The organism is Gryllotalpicola daejeonensis, assembly GCF_039538145.1.
Taxonomy (GTDB): Bacteria; Actinomycetota; Actinomycetes; order Actinomycetales; family Microbacteriaceae; genus Gryllotalpicola; species Gryllotalpicola daejeonensis.
Genome location: NZ_BAABBV010000001.1, coordinates 1,115,484 through 1,139,820 on the forward strand (window position 1 = coordinate 1,115,484; position 24,337 = coordinate 1,139,820).

A 24,337-nucleotide genomic window follows, 5' to 3' on the forward strand; every position below is an offset into this window, starting at 1 on the left:
CCATCGTCTTCGGCAGCTACGGCATCCCGACGGCCAGGCACGGGGCGTGGCTGCGGCGCGACCTGCCGCACCTCGGGGTGGTCTTCGGCGAGCGCAGCGCCCGCATCGGGCCGTTCGTCGAGCCCGGCGTGGGCCCCTGCCTCGCGTGCCTCGACCTGGCTCGCGCCGACCTCGACCCCGCGTGGCCGATCATCGTGGCGCAGCTCGCGCAGAAGCGCTCCCCTGTCGAGGCCGGCCGGTTTCAGGCATCCGTCTCGCTTCGCATCGTCGGCGAACTGCTCGCGCACCTGCTCGACGGGTCTCGGGAACTGGTCGACGGCACGGTCGAGCTCGCCCCAGACGGGACGGAGCTGCGGGTCAGGCACGCCCCGCACGCTCGATGCGGGTGCCGAGCTCTGCCAGGAAGCGCGACGGCTGACGTGCCCCTGCTCGCCCGGCGCCGCTCTCTGACCAGCTCAGCCGCAGCCGCCGCTTCGCCCGCGTGATGCCGACGTAGAGCAGGCGGCGCTCCTCGTCGACCTGCTCGAAGGTCTTCGCGTACGAGATCGGCACGAGACCCTCGCTGAGGCCGATGATGTGCACCTCGTCCCACTCGAGGCCCTTCGCGCTGTGCAGCGTCGCGAGAGTGACGGCGCGCACGGTCGGCTCGTGCTGGCCGGCCTGGCGCTCGAGCAGCTCGTCGGTGAACCGGCGGAAGCTCGTGCCGGGGGCGGCCTGGTCGGCGAGCGTCATCAGAGCGTTGAGGCTCTCCCACCGGTCGCGCACGGCGCCTGCGGCCTCCGGCGGGTTCTGGCTCCAGCCGAGAGACCTCAGCACGTCCGAGACCGACTTGAAGAGCGGCTCGCCGCTGACCGTGACCGAGGCCGCGCGCAGCGCGAGCACGGCCTGCTTCACCTCGGGCTGGTCGAAGAAGCGCTGGGCGCCATGGATGCGATACGGCACGCCCGCCTGCGCGAGCGCGGTTTCGAGCGCGCCCGATTGCACGTTGACGCGGTAGAGGATGGCGATCGTCTCGGGTGCGACGCCCGCGGCGATCGATGCGGCGACGGATGCCGCGACCGCGGCCGCCTCTGCGGGGTCGTTCGGGTGGCTCGTGACGGTCGGCGTCGGTGCGGGCGCTTCGTCGTCGGCGTGCGCGGAGTGCAGCACCAGGCTGCCCTGGCGCCCACGCATCAGCTCGTTCGCGGCGGCCACGATGGGTGGCTGCGAGCGGTAGTTCTGCTCGAGGCGCACGACGGTGGCGTCTTCCCAGCGGCGCTCGAAGCCGAGCAGGAATCCACTCGACGCCCCCGCGAAGGAATAGATGGTCTGGCTCGCGTCGCCGACGACGCAGACATCGCGGCGGTCGCCGAGCCACAGCTCGAGCAGCTGCTGCTGCAGCGGCGAGACGTCTTGGTACTCGTCGACCACGAAGAAGCGGTACTGCTCGCGCACCTGCATCGCGACCTGGGGCTCCGACTCGATCATGCCCGCGGTGACGAGCAGTACGTCTTCGAAGTCGATGAGCTTGCGCTCGTCTTTGAGGGTCTCGTAGGCGGCCATCAGGTCGGCGAGCTGGTCGGGCCGGAGGTTTCCGGGCGTCGGCCGGCCGGCCTTGCCGTAGGCGTCGATGCTCAAGCCGCTGACCTTGCGGAACTCGATTTCCGAGGCGGCGTCGCGCAGCGTCGCGGTGTCGAGCTTGAGCTTCAGCACCTGCGCGGCGTGCCCGAGGATGCGCGCCTTCCCCGGCGCGAGCTCTGGCATGCGGCCGCCCGCGACCACGGGCCAGAAGTGGTTCAGCTGCGCGAGCGCCGCGGCGTGGAAGGTGCGGGCCTGCACGCCGCCGGCGCCGAGAGAGCGCAGGCGGCCCCGCAGCTCGGCGGCGGCACGGGTCGTGAAGGTGAGCGCCATGACGCGGTTCGGCGCGTAGGCGCCGGTCGCCACGCCGTAGGCGATACGGTGCGTGATCGCGCGGGTCTTGCCGGTGCCCGCCCCGGCGAGGATGCACACCGGGCCGAGCAGCGCCTCGGCGGCGACCCGCTGCTCGGCGTCGAGGCCGTTCAGCAGCTCGTCGGGCGTCATGCTGCGGCGGCCCCTGGCGGCGGCTGATCGAGGGGGCCGCCGTACCACTCGGTGATGATCGCGTGCGCGATCGAGGCGCCGCCCGGCAGCTTCAGGTCGTCGCGCTCTGCCCACAGCTCGTCGCGGCTGAACCAGCGCAGCGCGAGGATCTCGTCGCCGTCGGGCGTGGTCGGCACATCGCCCTGGGCGACGGCGCGCGCTTCGAAGCCGATCATGACAGACGCAGGGAACGGCCACGGCTGCGAGCCGAGGTAGCGCGGGGCGGTGCAGACGACACCGGATTCCTCCTGCACCTCGCGGATCACGGCCGCCTCGAACGACTCCCCCGGCTCGACGAAGCCCGCGAGGATCGACCACCGGTTGTTCTCCCACATGGCGTTGCTGCCGAGCAGGATCCGGTCGGCGCCGTCCAGCACGCGCACGATGATCGCCGGGTCGGTGCGCGGGAACACCTCGTTCCCGTCGACGAAGCAGCGCCGCACCCAGCCGCCCTGCTCGACCACCGTCGGGGTGCCGCAGCGCGGACAGTGCGTGTGCGACTCGTGCCAGTTCGTGATCGCGACCGCCTCGACGAAGAGCGCGTAGTCGACCTCGCCGAGGGTCGTTCCCGCCTCGCGCAGAGTCACCCAGCGGGACTCGTCGGGCTCGAGCTCTGCGGCCGCGGCATCCGTCAGCGTCACCGCGATCACCGGCACGTCGCCGTCCGTCGTGCGGCCCAGATAGACACGCACCAGCGCAGTGGTCTGGCGGTCCGGTTCGATGAGGTCGAGGGATGTTTCGCCTTCGGTGACCGTCACGAGAGACTTCCCGCGCCACAGCGGCAGGATCCGCGTGGCGGGGTCTGCCAGCAGCTCGTCGAACAGCTCGGGTCGGGCGCGGCGCTCACCGTCGCGATCGACGACGAGCCCCGGAAGCGGCTCGAGCGCCGTGCGACGTGTCATCCGTGTCCCTTCGACCGCGCGGGCCTACCCTGAAGGGCATGGCCAGAACCCCACTCACTCTAGCCGCGCTCTCCACGGCGGCGGTTCCCGGCCTTGAGGTGGTCGCCACGCGCGAGCACACGACGGGGGAACACGGCGACTACGACGCAGCGCTGCTGAAGACGGCGGAGGGGCGCCAGCTCATCATCCGGGTGCCGCGCACCCAGGCGGCCGAGACCGAGCAGGCGGCGGACCTGATCGCGCTCGGCGCGCTCAGCGGAGGCATCCGCTCTCGCCTGCCCTTCGAAGTGCCGACGGCGCTCGGTCAGGCGCCCTTCGACGGCTCGCGGGCCGTCGTCTACGACTTCTTGCCGGGGAAGCCGCTCGAGCTCGAGCGGGTGCACGGCGAGATCGCCGTGGCCGCCGGGCAGGCCGTGGCGGCGATCCACTCGCTGCCGAGCGGGTTCGTGCTCGAAGCCGGCCTGCCGCAGCAGACCGCCGAAGACGCGCAGCGCGCCGTCATGACCGTGATCGACCGCGCCCAGCAGACCGGCTCGCTTCCGGCCGCGCTGCGCAGCCGGTGGTATCAGGCCGCCGCGGATCAGTCGCTGTGGCGGTTCCTGCCGACCGTCATCAACGGGGCGCTCTCCGCCGATTCGCTGCTTGTCGACGACACCTCGGTGCGTGCCGTGATCGGCTGGTCGGCGCTGTCGATCGGCGACCCGGCGCGCGACCTCGCCTGGGTGATGGGGGCGCAGCCGGATGCCGCAGAGGCGGTGTTCTCGTGGTACGAGATGGGCCGCCAGGTCGCCCCGGACCCCCGCCTGCAGCACCGTGCTCTGCTGCACGCCGAGCTCGACCTCGCGCGCTGGCTGATGCACGGCCACGAGCTGCACGACCAGGCGATCATCGCCGATGCCGAGGCGATGCTCGACACGCTCGTCGAGCGGGTGCACCAAAACGGCGTCGACCCGCTCGAGCAGGCGACGAGCCCCGTGCTCGACGCCGCCGAGGTCGAGCAGCTGCTGTCAGACCGGCCCGGTCACGCCGAGGGGCTAGCGCCGGTCGAAGAGGACAGCGCCTCTGACGAGAACGTCGACAGCCAGCGCTCCTCCAGCTCCGACGACGAGTAGATGCGCTCGGGGCGGATGACCCGGTCGTCGGCTACGAAGTAGAACACCGCGTCGATCGTCTCCGGGTCCGCACCCGTCCACGTGGCGTAGGCGTGCCGGTACAGCGCGAGCTGGAACTGCTTGCGCTCGAGGTCGTCGTCGTCGGTCGGCGCCTTGCCGGTCTTCCAGTCGACGATCTGCGTGCGCCCGTCGTCGAGGCGGTAGACCGCGTCGAGCTTGCAGACGAACACGTGCCCCGCGAGCGGCGCGTGGATCTCGATCTCGACCTCGACGGGCGCGCGGCCGGCCCACTCGCTGCGCTCGAAAGTCGCCTTGAGCTCGGCGAGGCGGTCGGCGTCGGCCTCGTTCTCCGGGGTCAGGTCGTCGCGCTCGAACTCGGCGGCGTCGATGACCTCGGTCTGCCCGAACACGCCGGCGCGGCGCTCGACCCAGGCGTGGAACAGGGTGCCGATGCGCGTCGCCTTATACGGCCGCTCGGGCATCGGCCGCTTGAGGCTCTGCAAGGTGGCGGCCGGGTCGCTGACGAAGTCCTTGTAGCGCGAGGCCGGGATGCGCACCGGCGGCTGCTCGAGCTCGGCGGTGCCGCTGCGACGCTGCTCGAGTTCGCGCAGCAGCAGCTCGAGATCGTCGCGCCACGGGCCGACGTCGCGCGCCGGGTCGCCGGGGCCGAGCTCTAGGCGGTGCCGCACGGCCTCCGCCGCGGCGCGCACCGCGGCCTCGCGCCCCCGCAGCGGGTTCTTCGGCCACAGCACCGGGTCGGCGAGCTCGGCGTCGAGCGGGTTCTCGTCCGAGGCGAGCTCAGGCACGGCATCCGCTCGAATCAATCCGGCATCGCGCAGCTCGGTGAGGTACGTGCTCGGCTGCCGCGGCTTGGTCTGGCCGCCCCAGTACGCGCCGGAGAGCAGCAGCCGCTCGCGGGCGCGCGTGACGGCGACGTAGGCGAGGCGGCGCTCTTCGTCGAGGTGCCGCTCGCGCAGCTCTGCCTTGAACTGGTCGAGGTGGGCGAGGAACTCCTTCTGGGTCGTGGCCGCGCGCCAGCCGAGCACCGGCAGCGCCGCGCGGTCGCCGCGGAAGTCGAAGGGCAGCTTGCCGAAGCGCACCCAGCCGGCGCCGTCGCGGTACGAGCCGGGCAGCTCGTCGTCGACCATGCGCGGCACGGCGACGAGGTCCCACTCGAGCCCCTTCGAGCCGTGGATCGTGAGCACCTGCACCGAGCCCGGCTCGGGTGGGTCGGTGCGCGGGCTGAACCGCTCGCGCCCTTCGGCCTCGTAGAGCCAGTCGAGGAAGGCGAGCACTCCTGCGCCCGTGTCGTCGCTCGCGGTGAAGCCGCGGGCGAGGTCGAGGAAGGCGTCGAGCCCGGCCTGGCCGCCGGTCGCCGACTCGTTGGCGCGCACCTCGATGTCGAGGTTGAGCTCTTGGATCACGAGAGTCACGAGATCGAGCAGTTCGAGGCCGAGGCGGCCGCGCAGCTCGTCGAACTGCTTCGCGGCCGCGCGCAGCCGCCCGAGGCCGACGGGCGAGAAATCGGCGAGAGCGCCGTGGTCGGGCCGTGCCGTGCCGATGAAGTCGAGCGCCTCGATGATCGAGGCCCCTTCGTCTTCCGCCACGGAGCCCCGCAGCTGCTGCCGCACCTCGCCGTCGAGCAGCTGCTGACGGAAGTCGCGCTTCTCGAGCCAGCCCGCGAGCCCCCGCAGGGCCTGGATGTCGCGCACCCCGATGCGCCAGCGTGCGCCCGCGAGCAGGCGCAGCAGCTCACTTCCCGCGTCGGGGTCGACGAGCACCTTGAGCGCGCAGACGAGATCGACGACCGCGGCCTGCTCGAGCAGGCCGCCCAGGCCGAGGACGTGATAGCGGATGCCTGCCTCGCGCAGCGCCCTCGTGAAGACATCCGTTCTGCTCCACGACCGCATCAGCAGCGCCGCCGTGGGCTTCTCGGCGCCTGCCGCCGCGAACTGCGTGCCGAACCAATCGGCGACCGCAGCCGCCTCGTCGAGGATCGTCTGCTCGAAGCGCACCTCGATGTCGCCCTGCGGCGCGTCGGCGCGGGGGTCGAGCTTCTCGACGTCGACCCGTGCCTTCGCGTTGAGCGGCGCGGCGATCAGGTTGGCCGCGCCGAGCACGCTGACCGGATTCCGCCAACTGGTCGTCAGCGGATACGTCGGCGCCACTCCCGGCGCCCCCGCGAACGCGCGCGAGAAGTCGTCGAGGTTGTCGGCGCTCGCGCCGCGCCAGCCGTAGATCGACTGGTTGGGATCCCCGACCGCCATGACCGGATGCCCCGCGAACAGCCCGGCGAGCAGGTCGGTCTGGATGAACGACGTGTCCTGGTATTCGTCGAGCAGCACGACCTTGAAGCGGCTCTGGTACTCCGCGGCGATGTCCGGGCCGCGGCGCTTCACGGCCTGCAGCGCGAACGCCACCTGGTCGCTGTATTCGATGAGCCCGCGCCGCCGTTTCTCGGCCGCGTATTCGACGGCGAGGTCGATCAGCAGCGGCAGCTCGTCGATGAGTGCGACCGCCTTCACAGCCTCGGCCATGGACGAGTTTCGGCCGCCCGATGGCAGCTCGAGCAGATCCTGGAACTCGCCGGCGAGGCGCAGCACCGCCCCGGGGTCTGCGACGTCGTTGTCGCTCAGCGCGTGCGCGAGATCGAGCACCGCCGTCGTCAGCTTGTCGAGGGAGTGCTCGGTCTCGAGCAGGCGCGGGTCCTCGCTGCGGCCGACCACCGTGCGGGCGAGCCGCCAGGCCGCGGCCTCGCCGAGCAGCACGCCGTCGGCCTCGCGGCCGATCGCGAGCGCGTTCTCGCGGAAGAGCGCGTTGGCGAAGGAGTTGTAGGTCGAGACGGTGGGCGCGTCGAGCGGGTCGTGTGCACCCGGGATCGCGCCGGAGGCCCGCAGCCGGTCGAGGTGACCGCGGACGCGTGCCGCGAGCTCGCCCGCCGCCTTGCGGGTGAAGGTCAGGCCGAGCACTTCGCCAGGCGCGACGAGCCCGTTCGCGATCAGCCACACCACACGGGCGGCCATGGTCTCGGTCTTGCCGCTGCCGGCACCGGCGACGACGAGCGCCGGCTCGGCGCCCGCCTCGATCACGCGGCGCTGCTGCGGCGTCGGCGAATAGGACTGGCCGAGCAGCCGCGCGACCTCGTCGGCGCTGTGTTCAAAGCTGCTGAAATCGATCACTCTGCTGCCTCCGACACCTCAGGCACGAGGTGGATGCGGTAGTCGTACTTGTCGCGATCGGTGCGCACACCGACGAACTCGGCGCCGGCCATGCCGCGCCCAGCCGCCTGCACGCGCACCCGGAACTGCTCGAACTGCTCGTCGGTCTTCGCCTGCTGGGGCACCTCGCGATATCTCTTCTTCGTCGTCGTGGTCTCGGGGGCGATGAAGACGAGCTTCGCGCCGCCGAGCGGGCCGTCGTTCGGCAGGGCGCCGTCGCGATAGGCGAGCTGATAGGTGCCGAGCTGCGGATGCTCGGGCACCTCTGCCCCGGTCGGGTACTGCCGGCCGGTCTTGAGGTCGACGATGACGACCGTGCCGTCTGCGCGTCGCTCGATGCGGTCGATCGCACCGTTGATGACGGTCTGCCCGAGCTGCAGCGTGAACTTCCCCTCGGCCTCGAGCAGTGTCGCGCCGGAGCGCTCGAAGTCGGCCAGGTAGTCGTGCAGACCCTGCGCCATCTTCTGCACCCGGCGCTTCTCGCGCTGCTCGACCCACCCTGGCTCGAGGTTCAACTCGCCCCAGCGCCGTTCGACATCGCCCCAGATGCGGTCGACGCTGATGTCGCCCTCCGGCTCGCCCGCTGCGGTCTCCATGATGGCGTGCATGATCGTGCCGACGCCCGTCGCGAGGCCGCCGGACGACCCCGACATGACGTCGACGAACCACTTCAGCGGCGACTGCTCGAACGACGCGACCCGCGAGGGCGAGACGGCCACCCTCGCCTCAGGGTCGGCGTCGAGATCGACGAGCGGCCCCTCGACGGAGGGGTCGAGCACGCCGTACCAGCTGTCGGGGTCCGCCCCTGCGACGCCCGCCTCGGCGAGCGTCGCGAGCGACGCCGCGGCCGCGGCATCCGTCGGAACGCTCGTCAGCCGACGACGCAGCTGGCCGACCAGCCCGCGCAGGGTGAACGGATGCCCCGCCACCGGCACCTGCTCGCCCTCAGCGAGCCGCAGGAACGGCGACGCCTGCTGGTCTTCGCCTTCGCTGGCCGCGACGATGAGCAGTCGGCTCGCGCGTGACACTGCGAGCGCGAACATGCGCAGCTCGTCGTGCAGCACGGTGGTGCGCTCGTCGACGTTCGGCTCGTCGCCCGCGAGGAGCTGCGGGCGCAGCAGCGAGCCGCGCAGACGCACATTCGGCCACGTGCCCTCTTGCACAGCCGCGACCGCGACCACGTCGAACTCCTGACCGACTGCGGCCGCCGGCGTGCACACGAGCACCGCGTCGGCGAGCGACCGCGGGGCGAGTGTGTCTTCCGGCACGGCCGCCTCGAGCAGCTCGGTCACGAAGTCGGCCGCGGGCCGCCCCGGCGAGCGCTCGACGAAGCGCTTGGCGGCGGCGAACAGCGCGACGACCCCGTCGAGGTCGCGGTTCGCCTCGTCGCCGACCACTCCCCCGCGCGCCGCCTGCTTCGACCAGGTGGCTGCGAGACCGCTGCGGTCCCACAGGGTCCACAGCAGCTCTTCGATCGTGGCGCCGCGCGCGGCCTGCCCGCGGGCCGTCTGCAGGGTGGCTGCGAGCCGACGGGCGGCACGGCCGGGGGCCATGTCTTCGACGGTGACCAGGAAGCCCGGGTCGGACAGGGCCTCGGCAAGCAGCACGTCGCCGGGGCGGTTGCCGTCGCCGGCGAGCTCCTCATGCCGCAGCGCGAGCCGCAGCTTGCGCAGCTGTACGACGTCGAGGCCGCCGAGCGGACCGAGCAGCAGCTCGGTCGCCACCGCCCCGTCGAGCGGCGTGATGCCCAGCACGACCCCCACCGCAGTCAGAAGCTGCTTCGCCGCGTAGTCGTCCCGCAGCGCACCACCGGCCGCCGTCGTGCGCGTCGGTACCTCGGCCACGGCGAGTGCGCGTGCGAGCTCGGGCACCTGCCGCCCGGAGCGCACGATCACGGCCATTCGGCTCCACGGCGTCGTCGGCTCGAGCAGGTGCAGTTCGCGCAGCCGTCGCGCGAGCGTGGCGTACTGCTCGGCATCGCTCGGCGCGACGATGTTCTGCACGACACCGCCCGCGGGCGCCCCGCCGTCTGCGGCAGGCTCGGCCCGCCGCTGCTCACCGGCGAGTGCGGTGCCGATGCGCTCGGTGACACCGCGGGTGACGGCGCGCAGCGCTGCGGGCTGACGATGCGCCGTCGTGAGCACGAGACGCTCGACGTCGACACCGACCCGCACCCCGAAGCCCGCCACGGCGGCAGGGTCGGCGCCGCGGAACGTCGTCGTCGCGACGTCGGGGTCGCCGAACGCCACGACGGGCACCCCGCGGCGCGCGAGCGCGGCGAGGAAGTCGAGGCCGGCGCGCGTGAATTCCTGCAGGTCGTCGACGACGAGCAGGCGGATGCCCGGGGCGACCTCGCCTGAGGAGACCAGCCGCGCGGCATCCGCCAGCAACTCGGCCGCGGTGACGAAGCCGGGCCGCAACGTGTCGAGCGTGTCCTGGTAGCGGGCGATGAAGGTGCCGGCCGCGACCCATTCCGGCAGTTCGCGCTGGTGGCCGAGCTCGATGAGCCGCGCCGGCGAGATGCGGTTCTCGACCATGCGCTCCATCAGCTCGCGCAGCTCGGCGCGGAAGCCGGCCAGCCGCCGCACGTCGACGGCCAGGTGCTCAGGCCAGTTCACGAGACCGTCTTCGATGTCGCCGGCGAGCTGCTCGGCCAGCAGCTGGTCCTGCTCGGCGCCCGTCAGCAGGCGCGGCTCGGGCGCACCCGTCGCCGCGGCGTGCTCGCCGACGACGCTGAACGCCAGGGAGTTCGCCGTGCGCGCGCGCGGCCCCTGCGTCGCGACCCCGAGCCGCAGCGACAGTCGATCTCGTAGCGCGGTCGCCGCCGTGCGGCTCGCGCAGAGCGCCAGCACCTCGTCGGCGCCCACGGCACCGCCGGCCACGCGGGCCGCGACCAGCTCGACCAGGGTCGACGTCTTGCCCGTTCCGGGTGCCCCGAGCACGACGGCAGAGCGCTCGACGGGAAGATCGAGCACGGCTTGCTGAGACACGTCGAGTTGCACGCTGGCCAACGTATCGGCCACCGCCGACATCGACCGCCGCACAGGCCGATTCCCCCTGAGCGAACACGCGATCGCCGCCGCGCGCGCACTCGATAGGCTCGTCAGCAGTCAACGACGAAAGGCACCACGGTGGAGATCCGCATCGGCATCCTGAACGCCCCCCGCGAGCTCAGCTTCGAGACCGACGACTCGGCGTCCGAGGTGGGCAGCAAGGTGAGCGCCGCCATCACCGGTGGCAGCCCCGTGCTCGAGCTCACCGACAACAAGGGCGCGCAGTACCTCGTGCCCGTCGCCGGCCTCGCCTACGTGCAGATCGGCGCGGAAGAGACCCGCCGCGTCGGCTTCGTCGCCTAAGGCCCCCAGTGGAGCTGATGTTCATCGCCCTCGCCGGGCTCATCATCGGCGCCGTCGGCCGCTACGCGCTGCCGTGGCGCCGCACCCACGGCGCGGCTCTCATGCCCGTCGTCGGCGGCGTCGCCGCGATGGTGCTCTGGGTCGCCCTCACCTGGGCCGGCCTCAAGTGGGACGGCGGCGTGATCTGGTGGATCGCGCTGATCGGCACAGGTGTGGTCGTCGCGGTCGTCGACCTGCTCGTCGGCCGGCTGCGCACACGATCGGATGCCGCGCTGCTCGACTCCGTCACGCGGCACGGCCTCCCGGCCTGACCGTCAGCCGGTCCTCAGGCGGTCAGCCCGAGCGCATCCATGCGCCGGGTGTGCGCTGCGATGACGACGGCGAAGAGCGGCTCCGTGTGAGGGTCGTCGGTGTCGGCATCCCCCGTCAATCGCAAGGCAGAGCGCGCGATCAGCAACGTATCGCCGACCAGCCTGCGCCCCCACATCGCCAGCCGCGCCGCGAGCTGGGGGTCACTCGCCAGCCGCTCGCGCAGCAGCGCCTCTAGGGCACGGCCCTCGTCCTTCTCGACCGCGAACAGCGCGGGCAGGTCCTTGATGCCGTCGGCGTCGACACCGCGAGACAGGGCGGCGAAGAAGTCGTTCAGCAGGCCGCCGCAGATGTGCGCGCCGAGCAGCCGCTCGGCCCAGTCGTGGCCCCTGGTGACCTCGGCGAAGCGCTCGACCGCCGCGACATAGGGCGTCATCTCGCGCTCGGGATCGGCCCCGAGGCGGCGCAGCTCGGCGACCAGGCTCTGGTGGCGTGCGAAAGCGCGCGCCGCCGAGCGGCCGATCGCCTCTTTGGCGCCGAAGCCCGGGACATCCGCCACAAGCCCCGAGAGCCGCTCGAACGAACCCAGCTGCACGCACGCCGCCTGGCCGAGGAACTGCCGCAGCTCGGGCGCGATCTCGGCGAGGTCGGCTGCGACCGTGTGCTTCCTCTCGCGGCGCGGCCTGAGGCGTGGCGCCTCGAGGTTGAGACGACGGCGGCGGAACCACGAGAAGGGCACGGCCAGAAGTCTAGAAGAATCCCCCAGGTAGACTGGCGGGAGGCTTGAGGATTCTCCCTCGCCGAACCGACACCGAACAGGTATCCACTTCGTGACTTTCGCAGATCTCAACATCGACAACGACATCGTCGAGGTGCTTGCGGCCAAGGGCATCACCGAGCCCTTCCCGATCCAGCAGCAGACGATCCCCCTCGCCCTCGCCGGGCAGGACATCATCGGCCAGGCCAAGACCGGAACGGGCAAGACCTTCGGCTTCGGGCTTCCCGTCATCCAGCGCCTCGGGCTGAACCCGACGCCGGGCGTCAAGGCGCTCATCGTCGCGCCGACGCGCGAGCTCGCCGTGCAGGTCAGCGAAGACATGGAGCTCGCCACCTCCGGCCGCGACACGAAGGTCGTCGCCATCTACGGCGGCAAGGCCTACGAGGGCCAGATCGCGGCCATCAAGGACGGCGCGCAGATCGCCGTCGGCACTCCTGGCCGCCTGCTCGACCTCGCGGGCCAGCGCCTGCTCGACCTCTCGCAGGTCACCGAGGTCGTGCTCGACGAGGCCGACAAGATGCTCGACCTCGGCTTCCTGCCCGACATCGAGAAGATCTTCCAGCAGCTGCCCGCCGTGCGGCACACCATGCTGTTCTCTGCCACGATGCCCGGCCCGATCGTCGCGCTCGCGCGGCGCTTCATGAGCAAGCCGATCCACATCCGCGCGAACGACCCCGACGAGGGCCTGACGCAGGCGAACATCAAGCACGTCATCTACCGCGCGCACTCGCTCGACAAGGACGAGGTCATCGCCCGCATCCTGCAGGCCAACGGCCGCGGCAAGACCGTCATCTTCACGCGCACCAAGCGCGCCGCCGCCAAGCTGCAGGACGAGCTCGCCGACCGCGGCTTCCCGGCCGTCAGCGTGCACGGCGATCTCAACCAAGAGCAGCGCGAGCGCAACATGGCCGCGTTCCGCGCGGGCAAGAAGGACATTCTGATCGCAACGGATGTCGCAGCCCGCGGCATCGACGTCGACGACGTCACCCACGTCATCAACCACACGATCCCCGACGACGAGAAGACCTATCTGCACCGCGCCGGCCGCACGGGCCGTGCGGGCAAGACCGGCATCGCCGTGACGTTCGTCGACTGGGAGGACCTGCACAAGTGGGCCCTCATCAACCGCGCGCTCGAGTTCGGCCAGCCCGAGCCGGTCGAGACCTACTCGTCGTCGCCGCACCTCTACACCGACCTCGACATCCCGGAGGGCACCAAGGGGCGCCTCAAGACGACGCCGAAGCCGAAGGTCGAGTCCGAGGTCGCGAAGCAGGGTCGTGAAGGCGGCTCGCCGCGCACCCGCACGCGCTCGCGTCGCCGCACGACGAATGAGGCGACGACGGATGCCTCGGCCGCACCCGCCTCAGAAGAGAAGCCCGTCGCCGCCGGCACCCACGACGGCCAGGGCGCCGAGCACCACGACGGCAACGCGGCCCCTCGCCGCCGTCGCCGTCGCCGTGGCGGCTCGCGCCCCACGGATACGACGCCCGCGGCGTAGGCGGCGCACGCAAACTCCCAAGACGAACGGTAGGGAGGAGCTTTCTCAAGAAAGCTCCTCCCTACGTTGCGTTATGGGCAGTGGTTCCGCCTACTTCACGGGCTTCCCCGTCACGACGGTGAGGGTCGCGGCATCCGTCGCGGTGCTGCCCACCGAATTGGTGAACACTGCCCGATAGCTGGTGCCGTCGAGCGAGGCGTTGACCTTCACCGAGAGCGTCGTCGCCTTCGCACCCGAGATCGTGGTCCACGCCGAGGCCTTCGGCGCCTTGCTCTGCCACACGACGGTCGCAGCGGGCTTGGCGTCGGCCGTGGCGGTGAACGTGACCGTGTCGCCCGGGTGGCCGGAGGCCGCGTGCGGCTGCACGGACACCTTCGGCGCATACTGCGCCGGGCCCTCGAGCTCGGCCACGCCCCAGCGCGACGTCGTCTGATAGGCCGTGCCCGTCTGCTCCGCCCAGCCGAAGTTGGCCGTGCGGGCACCGGCGGTGCCGTCGTTCACCTCGTAGTCGACGCCCTCGAACTTCCCGACACCGGTGGTGTCCTTCAGGTCGATGCGGGCCTCGACGACGTACCCCGTCGCCGTGCGCGCCGTCGCACTCGTCAGCCGCGCCTGCTGCGCGGCCTCCGAGTCGCCCGCGCCGAACGAGACCGCGTTGTCGGCGCTGATGCGCATCTGCGCGTCGTCCGCACGGTACGAGCCGTTCTTCGCGTTGCCGAGGTCGGTGAAGATCTCGACCGAGTCCTGCTCGTAGGCATTGCCTGACGTGGTGTCGATCGTCGGGTCGGTCACCTCTGCGAACACGTAGAGGTAGTCGTCCTTCCACAGCTGCGACACCGTGGCCTTCGCGCCGTCGGCAGAGCCCGAGATCAGCTTGCTCGTCGTGACCTTCGAGGCCTCTGACCACACCGGGTCCTTCGTGCCGTCGATGCTCGGGGCGACAGACGCCTCGGGAATCGTCGTGAACGACAGCGGCTCGACGAGCTGCAGCGAGCCGAGCGTGCCTGGCGTGTTCCAGTCGTCGGTGTGCGTGCCGTTCGTGACGGTGACGTCGAACTTCGGGGTGCTGGCCGTGGTGAGCCCGCTGAGCGGCAGGGTCACGACGGCGTTCCAGCCCGTCGACGTCGACGTCACGGTCGCGGTGACGCCCGTGCCGGTCACGGTGCCGTCGCGCTTCACGGTCGCGGTCTGGGTGCCGTCACCCCAGGCGAAGGCCGCCTGGTCTGCGGCATCCGTCGTCCCGTCCGTCACGGACACGTACGCGGTGAGGTGATCGGATGCCCAGCGCAGCTGGAACCCGGAGGAGCCGTCCTGCGCGATCGGGTGAAGGGGCAGCTGGTCCCAGGCATCCGTCGCCGACTGCTGGAACACGATCGCCGAGAGCTGCTTCGCGGGCAGCTTCTGGTCGGTGACGCCGTAGTAGGCGGGCTTCGCCTGCAGGTCGTCGTCGAACAGCAGCGGTGCCCCCGAGCTGGCACGCCAGCTCTGCCCGTCGGTCAGGCCCCAGACGGTCGCCGAGAAGATCGACGCACCCGAGGCTGCCTCACTGCGCAGCATGTCGAAGACGCCCTGGTAGTAGTAGCCCTGGTCGATCTGATTGGCGGTCGTCACCGGGGTCCCGGTCGGCACGTCGAGCTCCGTCACGGCCTGCTGCAGCGGCTTGCCGCTCGCGGTCGTGATGCCGTTGAACCCGTCGATCGCGTCCTTCAGGCTCGACAGCGGCGTCGACAGCGTGACGTGGAACTGGTGGCCGATGCCGTCGATCGGCACCCCGTCGGCGATCAGCTTCTTCACGAGCTCCTGCACGCGAGCGAGCTTGCCGGCCTGCTCGGTGTTGTAGTCGTTGTAGAAGAGGGTGATCGGGTGCACCGCGCCGTCTGCGGCGAAACCGCCGTGCGCGGCATCCTCGTTGAAGTACTTGTTCGCGTCGTTGAACGCGTCCTCAATGTACTCGGGGCCGAGGATCTGGTACCAGTGGCTCTGGCGCAGGTCGTCGGGGTCGCCCACGTTGTCGGAGACGGCCTCGTTGACGACGTCGAACGAGACGAGCGGGTTGCCCGAGCTGCCGAAGGCGCCGAACTTCGAGAGGTACTGCGCCACATCCTTGATGTGGGTGTCGAGCCGCGCCCGCATGATCGCCTTGTCGGCGTCGCTGTTGGTCAGCCAGTTGCCCTGGTCGTCCTGGAAGAACCAGTCGGGCGTCTGCTGGTACCAGACCAGGTTGTGGCCGTAGACGCGCAGGTCGTTCTGCTGCGCGAAGGTCATCAGCTGGTCGGCATCGGCGTTGGTCGTCTTGAAGCTGTGGTCGGCGTTGTACCAGGCCTCGGGCTTCATGGTGTTCTCAGGCGTGACCTGGTCGAAGTGCTTCACGAGCAGCTGTCCGGGCGCGCCGGTGATCTGCGGGTCGGAGACCGCGGCGCCCACCGGGAACGGCAGGGTGTCCTTGATCGGCGTGATGTCCTGAATCGACAGCGCGGACGGCTTGGAGATCGACAGGTCGTCGAAGTACAGGTCCGAGACGTTTCCGGCCGACCCGTCGCTGTAGTACTTCGTCTCGACGTACAGCAGAGCGGAGTCGCTCGACGCCGGCATCGTGAACTTCTGGTCGAGCTGCGCCCAGCCGGTGTTCGTGACGTTCGTGAACTGCCCCAGCGTCGTGTAGCTCGTCGAGCCGCCCGCCGTGTTCGCGAGGCTGAGCCACACGTCGTCGGTCGGCGCGCCCGCGGCGAACCGCACCCAGCCGCTGAACTCGTAGGTCTGACCGGGCTCGAGCAGGCACGTCACGTCGTGCCCGACGCCCTGCCCCTGATCAGTGCGACCGGATGCCTCGAGCGAGTGCGTCCCGCCATGCGCCAGGGTGTCCGTGACCGAGACCGTGGCAGAGCCCTTGCCGTCGGCGCGCGCCACCCAGCCGTCGGCGTCGCCCGACTCGAAGTCGGAGCTGACGATCGTGTCGCCGGTCGGGTAGGTGCACGTCGAGCCGGTGCCGCCCGTGCCGCCCGAACCCGCGGGCCCGGTGATCGTCACGTTGTCGATCAGCACGTTCGGGTACGCCGCTCCTGAGGCGACGGTCGAATCGAGGTACATGTTCGCCTTGGTGGCGCTCGCGGCCAGCGTGTAGCTGCCCGTGATGGTCGTCCACGAGTCGGCGGTGATCGCCGTGGGGCTCGCGATCCAGGTGTAGTTGCCGTCATCGACGGTGAAGTGCACGCTGTCGGCCGGCTGCGCGGCATCGGCGAGGCGCGCCTCGAACGAGACCGTGTATGCGGTGCCGGGCGTGAGCAGCTTCGTCAGGTCGACGGCGGGCCCCATGTAGCCCGCGGTGATGCCCGTGGCCTCGAGCGACTTGCCCGTGCCGTCGGGGTCGGCGACGACGCTGAGCTTCGCGCCCCCGTTGCCGGTCCACGGTGCGATGGTGCCGTCGTCGAACGTGCTCGACAGCACGGTCGTGCCGCTGTCAGCTGCAGCGGCGGTCTGGGCGGCGGCGAGGGGCGCCGCGATCACCGCGGCGACGACCACCCCCCAGCTCAGCTTCGCGAGCGGCGTGCGCCGTCGCAGGACTGCCTTCATGAACGCTCCTTTGCGTCAACAGGTGTGGTGCGTGTGCGATGCCGCCACCGCGCGATCCCGCAGGGATTTGTTGGGACCGGCGCGCTATTGGCTGAGCAACGGTACCAGTTTGAGGGGCACCTGAGTGCGGCTCACCGATAACGATTTCAAAGCGAGTCGGACCGGCACTCGGACCGCAGCTCAGACCGCCGCGGCGGCCAGCCGCTCGAGCGCCTCGGGCGAGGTCGTGTTCTCGCCGAGCAGGTTGGGCTTTCCGGCCCCGTGGTAGTCGCTCGAGCCGGTGACGACGAGGTCGTGCTCGCGCGCGAACGCGAGCAGATAGGCCTTGCCGTCGCGGGTGTTCTCGCGGTGCTCGACCTCGAGGCCGGCTAGGCCCGCATCGACGAGCGAGGTGAGGTACTGCAGGTCGAGCACGTTGTCGCGGCCGTGGGTGGCGGGGTGCGCGAGCACGGGCGCTCCCCCGGCGTCGCGGATCAGCCGCACGCCTTCGAGCGGCGTCGGCGCATAGAGCGGCTCGAAGTAGCCACCCCGCGGGTGCAGCAGCGTCTCGAACGCCTCGTTGCGGTCGAGCACGTGGCCGCGCGTCACGAGCGCGTCGGCGATGTGCGGGCGGCCGACGGATGCCCCAGGGGCGGTGTGAGCGAGAACGTCGTCCCACGTCAGGTCGTAGTCCTCGGCGATCCGGGCGACCATCGCCTCGGCGCGCGTGCGGCGGGCAGAGCGGATCCGCTCGCACTCGGCGACCAGCGCCTCGTTCGTCGGGTCGAAGAAGTACGCGAGCATGTGCACGCTCTTCCAGCCGTAACGCGTCGAGAGCTCCATGCCCGGCACGAAGTCGATTCCCTGTGCGGATGCTTCGGCCGAAGCATCCGCCCACCCTGCGGTCGAGTCGTGGTCGGTCAGGGCGACGGTGCCGAGGCCGGCCGCTGCGGCCGAGCGCACGAGCTCGGCCGGCGTCTCCGTGCCGTCGGACACGCTCGAATGCGTGTGCAGATCGATGGGAACCCGGTGCGGCACGTCACAATGCTAGACAATCGAAGTATGGACACGAGCGACGCGCTGACCACGACCAAGACCCCCCGTGCGACTTCCAACCGCTCGACGCTTCCGGCTGCGGCCTCGTTCGCCGCGTATATCGGCTCGAACTGGGCCGAGCGCACCGACGTCGTGCCGCCCGCGCGCGAGCAGGCCGCCTATGCAGCCGCGCGCCGGGCGAAGCTCTCGGCGCTCTACCCCGGCAAGCGGCTGATCGTGCCGGCGGGCGGCGCCAAGGTGCGCAGCAACGACACCGACTTCCCGTTCCGCGCGCACTCGGCGTTCTCGTGGTTGACCGGGTGGGGCGCCGACGCAGAGCCCGACTCTGTGCTCGTGCTCGAGCCGACCGACGACGGCCACCACGCCGCGCTGTTCTTCCGGGAGCGCGCAGGCCGCGACTCCGACGAGTTCTACTCGAACCCGCAGATCGGCGAGTTCTGGATCGGCGCGCGACCCTCTCTCGCGCAGGTCGCCGCCGACCTCGACATCGCGACCGCCGGCATTGCGGGGGCCGCTGAGGTCGTCGCGACGTCCGACGCGAACACGCTCGTGCTGCGCGAGGCGGATCCCGAGGTGACCGCCGCCGTCGACGCGGCGCGGGGCGACGCATCCGATCTCGATGCAGACGCCCAGCTCGCCCGCGATCTGTCCGAGCTGCGCCTCGTGAAGGACGAGTTCGAGCTCGCCGAGCTGCGTGCCGCGGTCGCCTCGACGCAGCGCGGCTTCGAAGACGTCATTCGCGCCCTGCCGCAGATCACCGCCCACGAGCGCGGCGAGCGCGTCGTCGAGGGCGTCTTCTACACGCGGGCACGGGGCGAGGGCAACGCCGTCGGCTACGACACCATCGCGGCGGCCGGCCCGCACGCCTGTATCCTGCACTGGACGCGCAACGACGGCCCCGTCGTGCCCGGCGATCTGATCCTGATCGACGCGGGCGTCGAGCGCGAGAGCCTGTACACCGCCGACATCACCCGCACGCTGCCCGTGAGCGGCACCTTCACCGACGCGCAGCGCCTCGTCTACGAGACGGTGCGTGAGGCCGCGGATGCCGCGTTCGCGGTCGCGCGCCCGGGAATCCGCTTCCGCGAGGTGCACGCAGCGGCCATGGGCGTGATCGCGAAGCGGACCGCCGAGTGGGGTCTGCTTCCGGTCACGGCTGAAGAGGCCCTCGAGGCCGACGGCCAGCAGCACCGCCGCTACATGGTGCACGGCACGAGCCACCACCTCGGCCTCGACGTGCACGACTGCGCTGCAGCCCGCCGCGAGATGTACCAGGACGGCGTGCTCGAGCCCGGCATGGTCTTCACGATCGAGCCCGGCCTCTACTTCCAGCCCGACGATCTCACGGTGCCCGAGCACCTGCGCGGCATCGGCGTGCGCATCGAGGACGACGTCGTGGTGACCGAGTCGGGCGTCGAGAGCCTCTCGGCAGGCATCCCGCGCACCGCCGACGAGGTCGAGGCCTGGATCGCGCGCCTGCGCGCCTAGGCGCTCGTAGGGTTCGTCACACGGTGCCGCGGCGCCGAGCGCGCCACCACGCCCAGAACCGCTGCAGCTGGGCACGCACCCACCGGCCGACGCTGCGCGCCCAGCGGAACTCCGTGCCGAGCACGGCGATGCCGATGAAAACGATGAGCCACCCGGGCCCCGGCAGCGGCACGAGGATCAGGCCGCCGATGATGATCGCCGTGCCGACGATCGCGATCGCCACGCGATAGCTGAGGTGCAGTGCCGGGTGCCGGCGCAGCCGCAGCCGGAAGTGCGCGATGGCTCGCGCGCGACCGGGGTGTGTGCTCGGCGATGACGTCACACCGCGAGCATGCCACGGGATGCCTGCGAGCAGGCTTCGACGTGGTGCGCTCTCGTGCGCGCTAGAGCACCGTGCCGGTGCCGCGGCCCGCGTTCGCGAGCACGTTGCGGGCGCGGTTGGCCTGCTCGGGGTCGACGACGACGGCGTAGGACGAGGCGAGCACCGCGCTCTGCGAGGTGAAGTCGCGGCGGCTGCGCGTCAGCGCGTAGGACACCAGGCTGAAGAGCATGCCGAAGCCGGCGCCCAGCAGCACCGCCGCGATCTCGAAGCTCAGGTCGTTGCGCTGCGAGAAGATCAGCAGCACGATCGCCAGGAAGATGCCGAACCAGGCACCGCTCGCAGCGCCGGCGAGCGCGACCCGGCCCCAGCTGAGCCGGCCGGTGATGTGCTCGACCGACTTGAGGTCGTTGCCGACGATCGACACGAGGTTGACGGGGAAGTCCGCCCTGGCGAGCACGTCGACGCTCTGCTGCGCCTCGGCATACGTCTCGTACGAGGCGATGACATCGCCCTTCGGGATGCTCGGAAGCGGAAGTCCACGACGCCCACCCACGGGGCCTGCGTTGGTCATGTCCCCCATAGTGGCACGCGGGGTCGCGAAAGGGGCCGCCGACTAGGCTGTTTCCGTGAGTGCACAGCGGGTCTTCGTCGCGCGCCTGGCCGGTTGCCTCGTCTTCGACCCCGTCGGCGACCGGGTCGGCAAGGTGCGCGATGTCGTCGTCGTCTTCCGCAGCGACGGGGCGCCGCGCGTCGTCGGCCTCGTGGTCGAGATTCCGGGCAAGCGCCGCGTCTTCGTGTCGATCACCCGCGTGACATCCATCGGCGCCGGCCAGGTCATCACCACGGGTCTCATCAACGTGCGCCGCTTCGAGCCGCGCGGCGGCGAGGTGCGCGTGATCGCCGAGATCCTCGGGCGCCAGATGGCATTCCGCGACGGCAGCGGCACCGCCACCATCGAAGACGTCGCGATCACCCAGGCGCCCAGCGGCCTGTGGGACGTGACGCAGCTCTTCGTGCGCCGCCCCAAGACCTCGTCCTCTCCCTTCGCGAAGGGCGCGACGCAGTTCGTCGCGTGGGACGAGATGCGCGAACCGGATGCCCCGGCCGACGCGCCTCAGTCGGCCGAGCAGCTCATCGCGACCTATACGGACCTGAAGCCCGCCGACCTTGCGACGAGCCTGCTCGAGCTGCCCGCAGAGCGCCGCGTCGAAGTGGCCTCAGAGCTGCCCGACGAGCGCCTCGCCGACGCCCTCGAAGAGATGGGCGAGCAGGACCAGGTCGAGCTGCTGCGGGCCCTCGACGACGAGCGCGTCGCCGACGTGCTCGACCAGATGCAGCCCGACGACGCGGCCGACCTGTTCGCCCAGCTGCCCAAGGCCGAGCGCGAGCACCTGCTCGAGCTCATGGAGCCCGAAGAGGCCGAGGACGTCAGGCGCCTGCTGAACTACGCACCGAACTCGGCGGGCGGTCTCATGACCACCGAGCCCGTGATCATGTCGGCCGACGCGACGGTCGCCGAGGCGCTGGCCTCGATCCGCCGCGAAGAGCTGCCGCCCGCGCTCGCGGCTTCGGTCTTCCTCACCCTGCCGCCGTATGAGCCGCCGACCGGCCGCTTCCTCGGCACCGTGCACTATCAGCGGATGCTGCGCCACCCGCCCCACGAGCGCCTCGGCGGCCTCGTCGACCAGGGCCTCGAGCCGGTGCTCGTCGACGCGAGCATCGCCGAGGTCTCGCGCACGCTCGCGAGCTACAACCTCGTCGCCGTGCCCGTCGTCGACGAGACCGACCGGCTCGTCGGCGTCGTCACGATCGACGACATCCTCGACCATCTGCTGCCCGACGACTGGCGCCGTCGCGACGGCGAGGACGCCGCGCTGAAACGCACGGCCGCGGCGCGCACCGGAAGCATCGGAATTGTCGGAAACGGTCCAGCAAGGAGGTGACCCATGGCACGGGTCGACAACAAGTCCCTCGGGCTCGACGCCCCGAAGGGCCTCTCTGGCAGGGGTCGCACACGCCGTGACTCCGACCGCTTCGGCCGGTTCACCGAGTGGATCGCCCGCGCGATGGGCACCCCGTTCTTCCTGCTCGCCCTCACGGCGTTCTGCGTCGTGTGGATCGCGTGGAACTCGCTCATGCCGTCGTGGCTGCACTTCGACTCTGTCGAGAACGGGTTCACGGCGCTCACGCTCGTGCTCTCGCTGCAGGCCTCGTACGCCGCGCCCCTGATCCTGCTCGCGCAGAACCGCCAGGATGACCGCGACCGCGTGCAGATCGAACAGGACCGGCAGCGGGCCGAGCGCAACCTCGCCGACACCGAGTACCTCGCGCGCGAGGTCGTCGCCCTGCGGCTCGCGCTGCGCGACGTGCCGACGAAGGACTTCATCCGGCAGGAGCTGCGCGCGCTGCTCGACGAGCTGGGCCCGGCCGACGAGCCCGTGGCGGATGCCGCGCCGTGAGCCTCGCCGACCAGGTGACGGCCGCGCTGGCATCCGTCATCGACCCTGAGATCCGCAAGCCGATCACCGAACTCGACATGGTCGACTCCGTGGCGGTGGATGACGCGGGGCAGGCATCCGTCGCCATCAAATTGACGATCGTGGGATGCCCCGCTGCCGACCGCATCGAAAGCGACGTGCGCGCCGCCGTGATGGGCGTGCCGGGCGTCACCGGTGCCGAGGTGAGCGTCTCGGTCATGACGCCCGAGCAGCGCCAGGCGCTGACCGAGCGGCTGCGCGGCGGGAAGCGGGCGATGCCGTTCGGCCCCGACTCGCTCACGCGGGTCTACGCCGTGACCTCCGGAAAGGGCGGCGTCGGCAAGTCGACGCTGACCGCCAACCTCGCGGTCGCACTCGCGGCGCGCGGCCTGCGCGTGGGGCTGGTCGATGCGGATGTGCACGGATTCTCCATCCCGGGCATCCTCGGAGTCGCCGGTGCGCGCCCCACGAGGGTCGGCGAGATGATCCTGCCGCCGGTTGCGTTCGGCGTGAAAGTGGTCTCGATCGGCATGTTCCTGGATCCCGCGCGCGGGCAGGGCCCGTCGTCGGCCGTGGCGTGGCGCGGCCCGATGTTGCACCGGACCATCCAGCAGTTCCTGACCGACGTGTACTTCGGCGACCTCGACGTGCTGCTGCTCGACCTTCCCCCGGGCACCGGCGACGTGGCGATCTCGGTCGGGCAGCTGCTGCCGAACGCCGAGGTGCTCGTCGTCACGACCCCGCAGACCGCGGCCGCCGAGGTGGCGGTGCGCTCGGGGGCGCTCGCCGCGCAGACCGGGCAGCGGGTCTACGGAGTGATCGAGAACATGTCGGGCGAGCTGTTCGGCTCGGGTGGCGGCGCTCAGGTCTCGGCCGAGCTGGGTGCGCCCCTGCTGGGATCCGTGCCGCTGTCGGTGCCGCTGCGCGTCGGGGGCGACGAGGGCTCGCCCATCGTGCTGTCGGCCCCGGACGACCCCGCGGCGCAGGTCATGGGTGCCATCGCCGCGCAGATGGCGTCACGCCCGAGGAACCTGGCGGGCCGCCGACTCGGGGTGGCCCCCCGCTGAGCTGGGATCGGGCCTACGTCGCCTCGGCGTCGAAGGGGGGAAGGGCTCCTGCCGCGAGGGCCGGGGTGGCGGCCTTCGTCGCGACCGACGCGATGCCGACGACCTTCTCGGGCTCTTCCTCGGGGTCGTCCGACAGCAGCGCATCGGCGATGATGCGGCGCGGGTCGTACTGGCGGGGGTCGAGCTTCTTCCAGTCGATCTCATCGAAGACATCCGACCCGACCTCTTCGCGCACCTTGTCGCGCGCGTCGTCGGCGAAGCGGCGCAGGCTGCGCACGAACTGCCCCAGCTTCTCTGCATACCCGGGCAGGCGCGTGGGACCGATCAAGATGACCGCGATGCCGGCGAGCACCAGCAACTTGTCGAACGAGATCCCACTGAGCACCCGCTCATCGTAATCGCTCGCGGCCGTGCGTCTGACCAGCTCTCAGCCGCCTGGGCCGATATTCTGAGCGAGGAAGTACGGAGGCCCATGTCGGACAACGACATCAACTGGAAGTTCGCGAACGATGTGGTCGTCGAGAGCGAGGTCATCGCCCGCGCCCGCCAGCATTCGCTGGAGCTCGGGGTGACTCCCCTCTCGCCGGCCGTGGGCGCGCAGGCATCCGTCATCGTCGCTGCGACGGGCGCGACCAAGCTGATCGAGATCGGCACGGGTCTCGGCGTCTCGGGGCTGTGGCTACTGCGGGGCGCCAGGGATGCCGAGCTGACCAGCATCGACACCGAGGTCGACCACCAGCAGCACGCCCGCCAGTTCTTCCTCGAGTCCGGTGCGCTGCCCGCCAAGCTGCGCCTCATCGCCGGCCGCGCGCTCGACGTGCTGCCGCGCATGAACGAGAACGCCTACGACGTGGTGCTCGTCGACGCCGACCCCGGCCACGTCATCGAATACGTCGAGCACGGCCTGCGCCTCGCCCGCCCGGGCGGGACCGTGCTCGTGCCGCACGCGCTCTGGCAAGGCAAGGTCGGCAACCCGGCGAACCGCGACGATGTCGCGACCGCCTTCCGCACCCTCATCGGCGAGATCTCGCAGTCGGGCGCGGTCGTGAGCGCCCTGTCCGTCGTCGGCGACGGCCTGCTGCAGATCACGAAACTCGCCGCGTAA

Annotated in this window: 19 protein-coding genes; 9 read left to right on the forward strand and 10 right to left on the reverse strand. The window is 71.0% G+C overall.

Going from position 1 to position 24,337, the window contains the following annotated elements; all coding sequences use genetic code 11:
- Positions 1-357 precede the first annotated feature (357 nt).
- Positions 358-2,061: an ATP-dependent helicase gene (locus ABD736_RS05535; protein ID WP_344790743.1), complete on the reverse strand. Its 1,704-nt coding sequence runs from the start codon at positions 2,059-2,061 to the stop codon at positions 358-360.
- Positions 2,058-3,002, reverse strand: coding sequence for an NAD(+) diphosphatase (gene nudC, locus ABD736_RS05540; RefSeq protein ID WP_344790744.1), 945 nt, complete (start codon positions 3,000-3,002; stop codon positions 2,058-2,060). Before nudC ends, ABD736_RS05535 begins: the two co-directional genes overlap by 4 nt.
- 38 nt (positions 3,003-3,040) lie before the next feature.
- Between nudC and ABD736_RS05545 the strand changes: the two genes are divergently transcribed.
- Positions 3,041-4,114, forward strand: a complete 1,074-nt coding sequence (locus ABD736_RS05545; RefSeq protein WP_344790745.1) for a phosphotransferase — start codon at positions 3,041-3,043, stop codon at positions 4,112-4,114.
- Here the strand turns inward: ABD736_RS05545 and ABD736_RS05550 are convergent.
- Together ABD736_RS05550 and ABD736_RS05555 are read right to left on the reverse strand one after the other, a co-directional pair.
- Positions 4,024-7,293, reverse strand: coding sequence for an ATP-dependent helicase (locus ABD736_RS05550; RefSeq protein ID WP_344790746.1), 3,270 nt, complete (start codon positions 7,291-7,293; stop codon positions 4,024-4,026). The genes ABD736_RS05545 and ABD736_RS05550 overlap by 91 nt on opposite strands.
- Positions 7,290-10,334: an ATP-dependent helicase gene (locus ABD736_RS05555; protein WP_344790747.1), complete on the reverse strand. Its 3,045-nt coding sequence runs from the start codon at positions 10,332-10,334 to the stop codon at positions 7,290-7,292. The genes ABD736_RS05550 and ABD736_RS05555 overlap by 4 nt, the downstream gene beginning before the upstream one ends.
- Positions 10,335-10,463: 129 nt before the next feature.
- On the opposite strand from ABD736_RS05555, the gene ABD736_RS05560 reads away from it, so the two are divergent.
- Positions 10,464-10,688: a DUF3107 domain-containing protein gene (locus ABD736_RS05560; RefSeq protein WP_344790748.1), complete on the forward strand. Its 225-nt coding sequence runs from the start codon at positions 10,464-10,466 to the stop codon at positions 10,686-10,688.
- 17 nt (positions 10,689-10,705) lie between these two features.
- Complete coding sequence (locus ABD736_RS05565; protein WP_344792212.1) at positions 10,706-10,999, forward strand: hypothetical protein; 294 nt, start codon at positions 10,706-10,708, stop codon at positions 10,997-10,999.
- A gap of 14 nt (positions 11,000-11,013) precedes the next feature.
- Here ABD736_RS05565 and ABD736_RS05570 read toward each other — a convergent pair whose 3' ends face one another.
- Positions 11,014-11,736: a ferritin-like fold-containing protein gene (locus ABD736_RS05570; protein ID WP_344790749.1), complete on the reverse strand. Its 723-nt coding sequence runs from the start codon at positions 11,734-11,736 to the stop codon at positions 11,014-11,016.
- Between the two features lie 91 nt (positions 11,737-11,827).
- On the opposite strand from ABD736_RS05570, the gene ABD736_RS05575 reads away from it, so the two are divergent.
- Entirely contained in the window at positions 11,828-13,273 is a 1,446-nt protein-coding gene (locus ABD736_RS05575) for a DEAD/DEAH box helicase (protein ID WP_344790750.1), read from the forward strand.
- A 90-nt stretch (positions 13,274-13,363) separates the two neighbouring features.
- Here the strand turns inward: ABD736_RS05575 and ABD736_RS05580 are convergent, their stop codons facing one another.
- Together ABD736_RS05580 and ABD736_RS05585 are read right to left on the reverse strand one after the other, a co-directional pair.
- Positions 13,364-16,843, reverse strand: coding sequence for an endo-1,4-beta-xylanase (locus ABD736_RS05580; RefSeq protein WP_344790751.1), 3,480 nt, complete (start codon positions 16,841-16,843; stop codon positions 13,364-13,366).
- Between the two features lie 180 nt (positions 16,844-17,023).
- On the reverse strand, positions 17,024-17,860 hold the full coding sequence (locus ABD736_RS05585; RefSeq protein ID WP_344790752.1) for a PHP domain-containing protein: 837 nt from the start codon (positions 17,858-17,860) through the stop codon (positions 17,024-17,026).
- A gap of 24 nt (positions 17,861-17,884) precedes the next feature.
- Here ABD736_RS05585 and ABD736_RS05590 point away from each other — a divergent pair, with 24 nt between their 5' ends.
- The gene (locus tag ABD736_RS05590) at positions 17,885-19,366 is read left to right on the forward strand and encodes an aminopeptidase P family protein (RefSeq protein WP_344790753.1); all 1,482 of its coding nucleotides are present in this window, start codon (positions 17,885-17,887) and stop codon (positions 19,364-19,366) included.
- Between the two features lie 16 nt (positions 19,367-19,382).
- On the opposite strand, the gene ABD736_RS05595 is transcribed toward ABD736_RS05590, so the two are convergent.
- Positions 19,383-19,688 carry a TIGR02611 family protein gene (locus tag ABD736_RS05595; protein ID WP_344790754.1) on the reverse strand — a complete coding sequence of 102 codons (306 nt, stop codon included), beginning with the start codon at positions 19,686-19,688 and terminating at the stop codon, positions 19,383-19,385.
- Positions 19,689-19,749: 61 nt separating this feature from the next.
- Positions 19,750-20,259, reverse strand: coding sequence for a YflT domain-containing protein (locus tag ABD736_RS05600; protein ID WP_344790755.1), 510 nt, complete (start codon positions 20,257-20,259; stop codon positions 19,750-19,752).
- A 55-nt stretch (positions 20,260-20,314) separates the two neighbouring features.
- Between ABD736_RS05600 and ABD736_RS05605 the strand changes: the two genes are divergently transcribed.
- From ABD736_RS05605 to ABD736_RS05615, 3 genes are read left to right on the forward strand one after another with little or no spacing between them, the layout of a single operon-like run.
- Entirely contained in the window at positions 20,315-21,631 is a 1,317-nt protein-coding gene (locus ABD736_RS05605; RefSeq protein WP_344790756.1) for a magnesium transporter MgtE N-terminal domain-containing protein, read from the forward strand.
- 3 nt (positions 21,632-21,634) lie between these two features.
- Positions 21,635-22,147, forward strand: a complete 513-nt coding sequence (locus ABD736_RS05610; RefSeq protein ID WP_344790757.1) for a DUF1003 domain-containing protein — start codon at positions 21,635-21,637, stop codon at positions 22,145-22,147.
- On the forward strand, positions 22,144-23,232 hold the full coding sequence (locus tag ABD736_RS05615; protein WP_344790758.1) for an Mrp/NBP35 family ATP-binding protein: 1,089 nt from the start codon (positions 22,144-22,146) through the stop codon (positions 23,230-23,232). Before ABD736_RS05610 ends, ABD736_RS05615 begins: the two co-directional genes overlap by 4 nt.
- Positions 23,233-23,245: 13 nt before the next feature.
- On the opposite strand, the gene ABD736_RS05620 is transcribed toward ABD736_RS05615, so the two are convergent.
- A complete protein-coding gene (locus tag ABD736_RS05620; RefSeq protein ID WP_344790759.1) occupies positions 23,246-23,617 on the reverse strand; it encodes a twin-arginine translocase TatA/TatE family subunit in 372 nt (123 codons plus the stop codon).
- An 87-nt stretch (positions 23,618-23,704) separates the two neighbouring features.
- Between ABD736_RS05620 and ABD736_RS05625 the strand changes: the two genes are divergently transcribed.
- Entirely contained in the window at positions 23,705-24,337 is a 633-nt protein-coding gene (locus ABD736_RS05625) for an O-methyltransferase (RefSeq protein WP_344790760.1), read from the forward strand.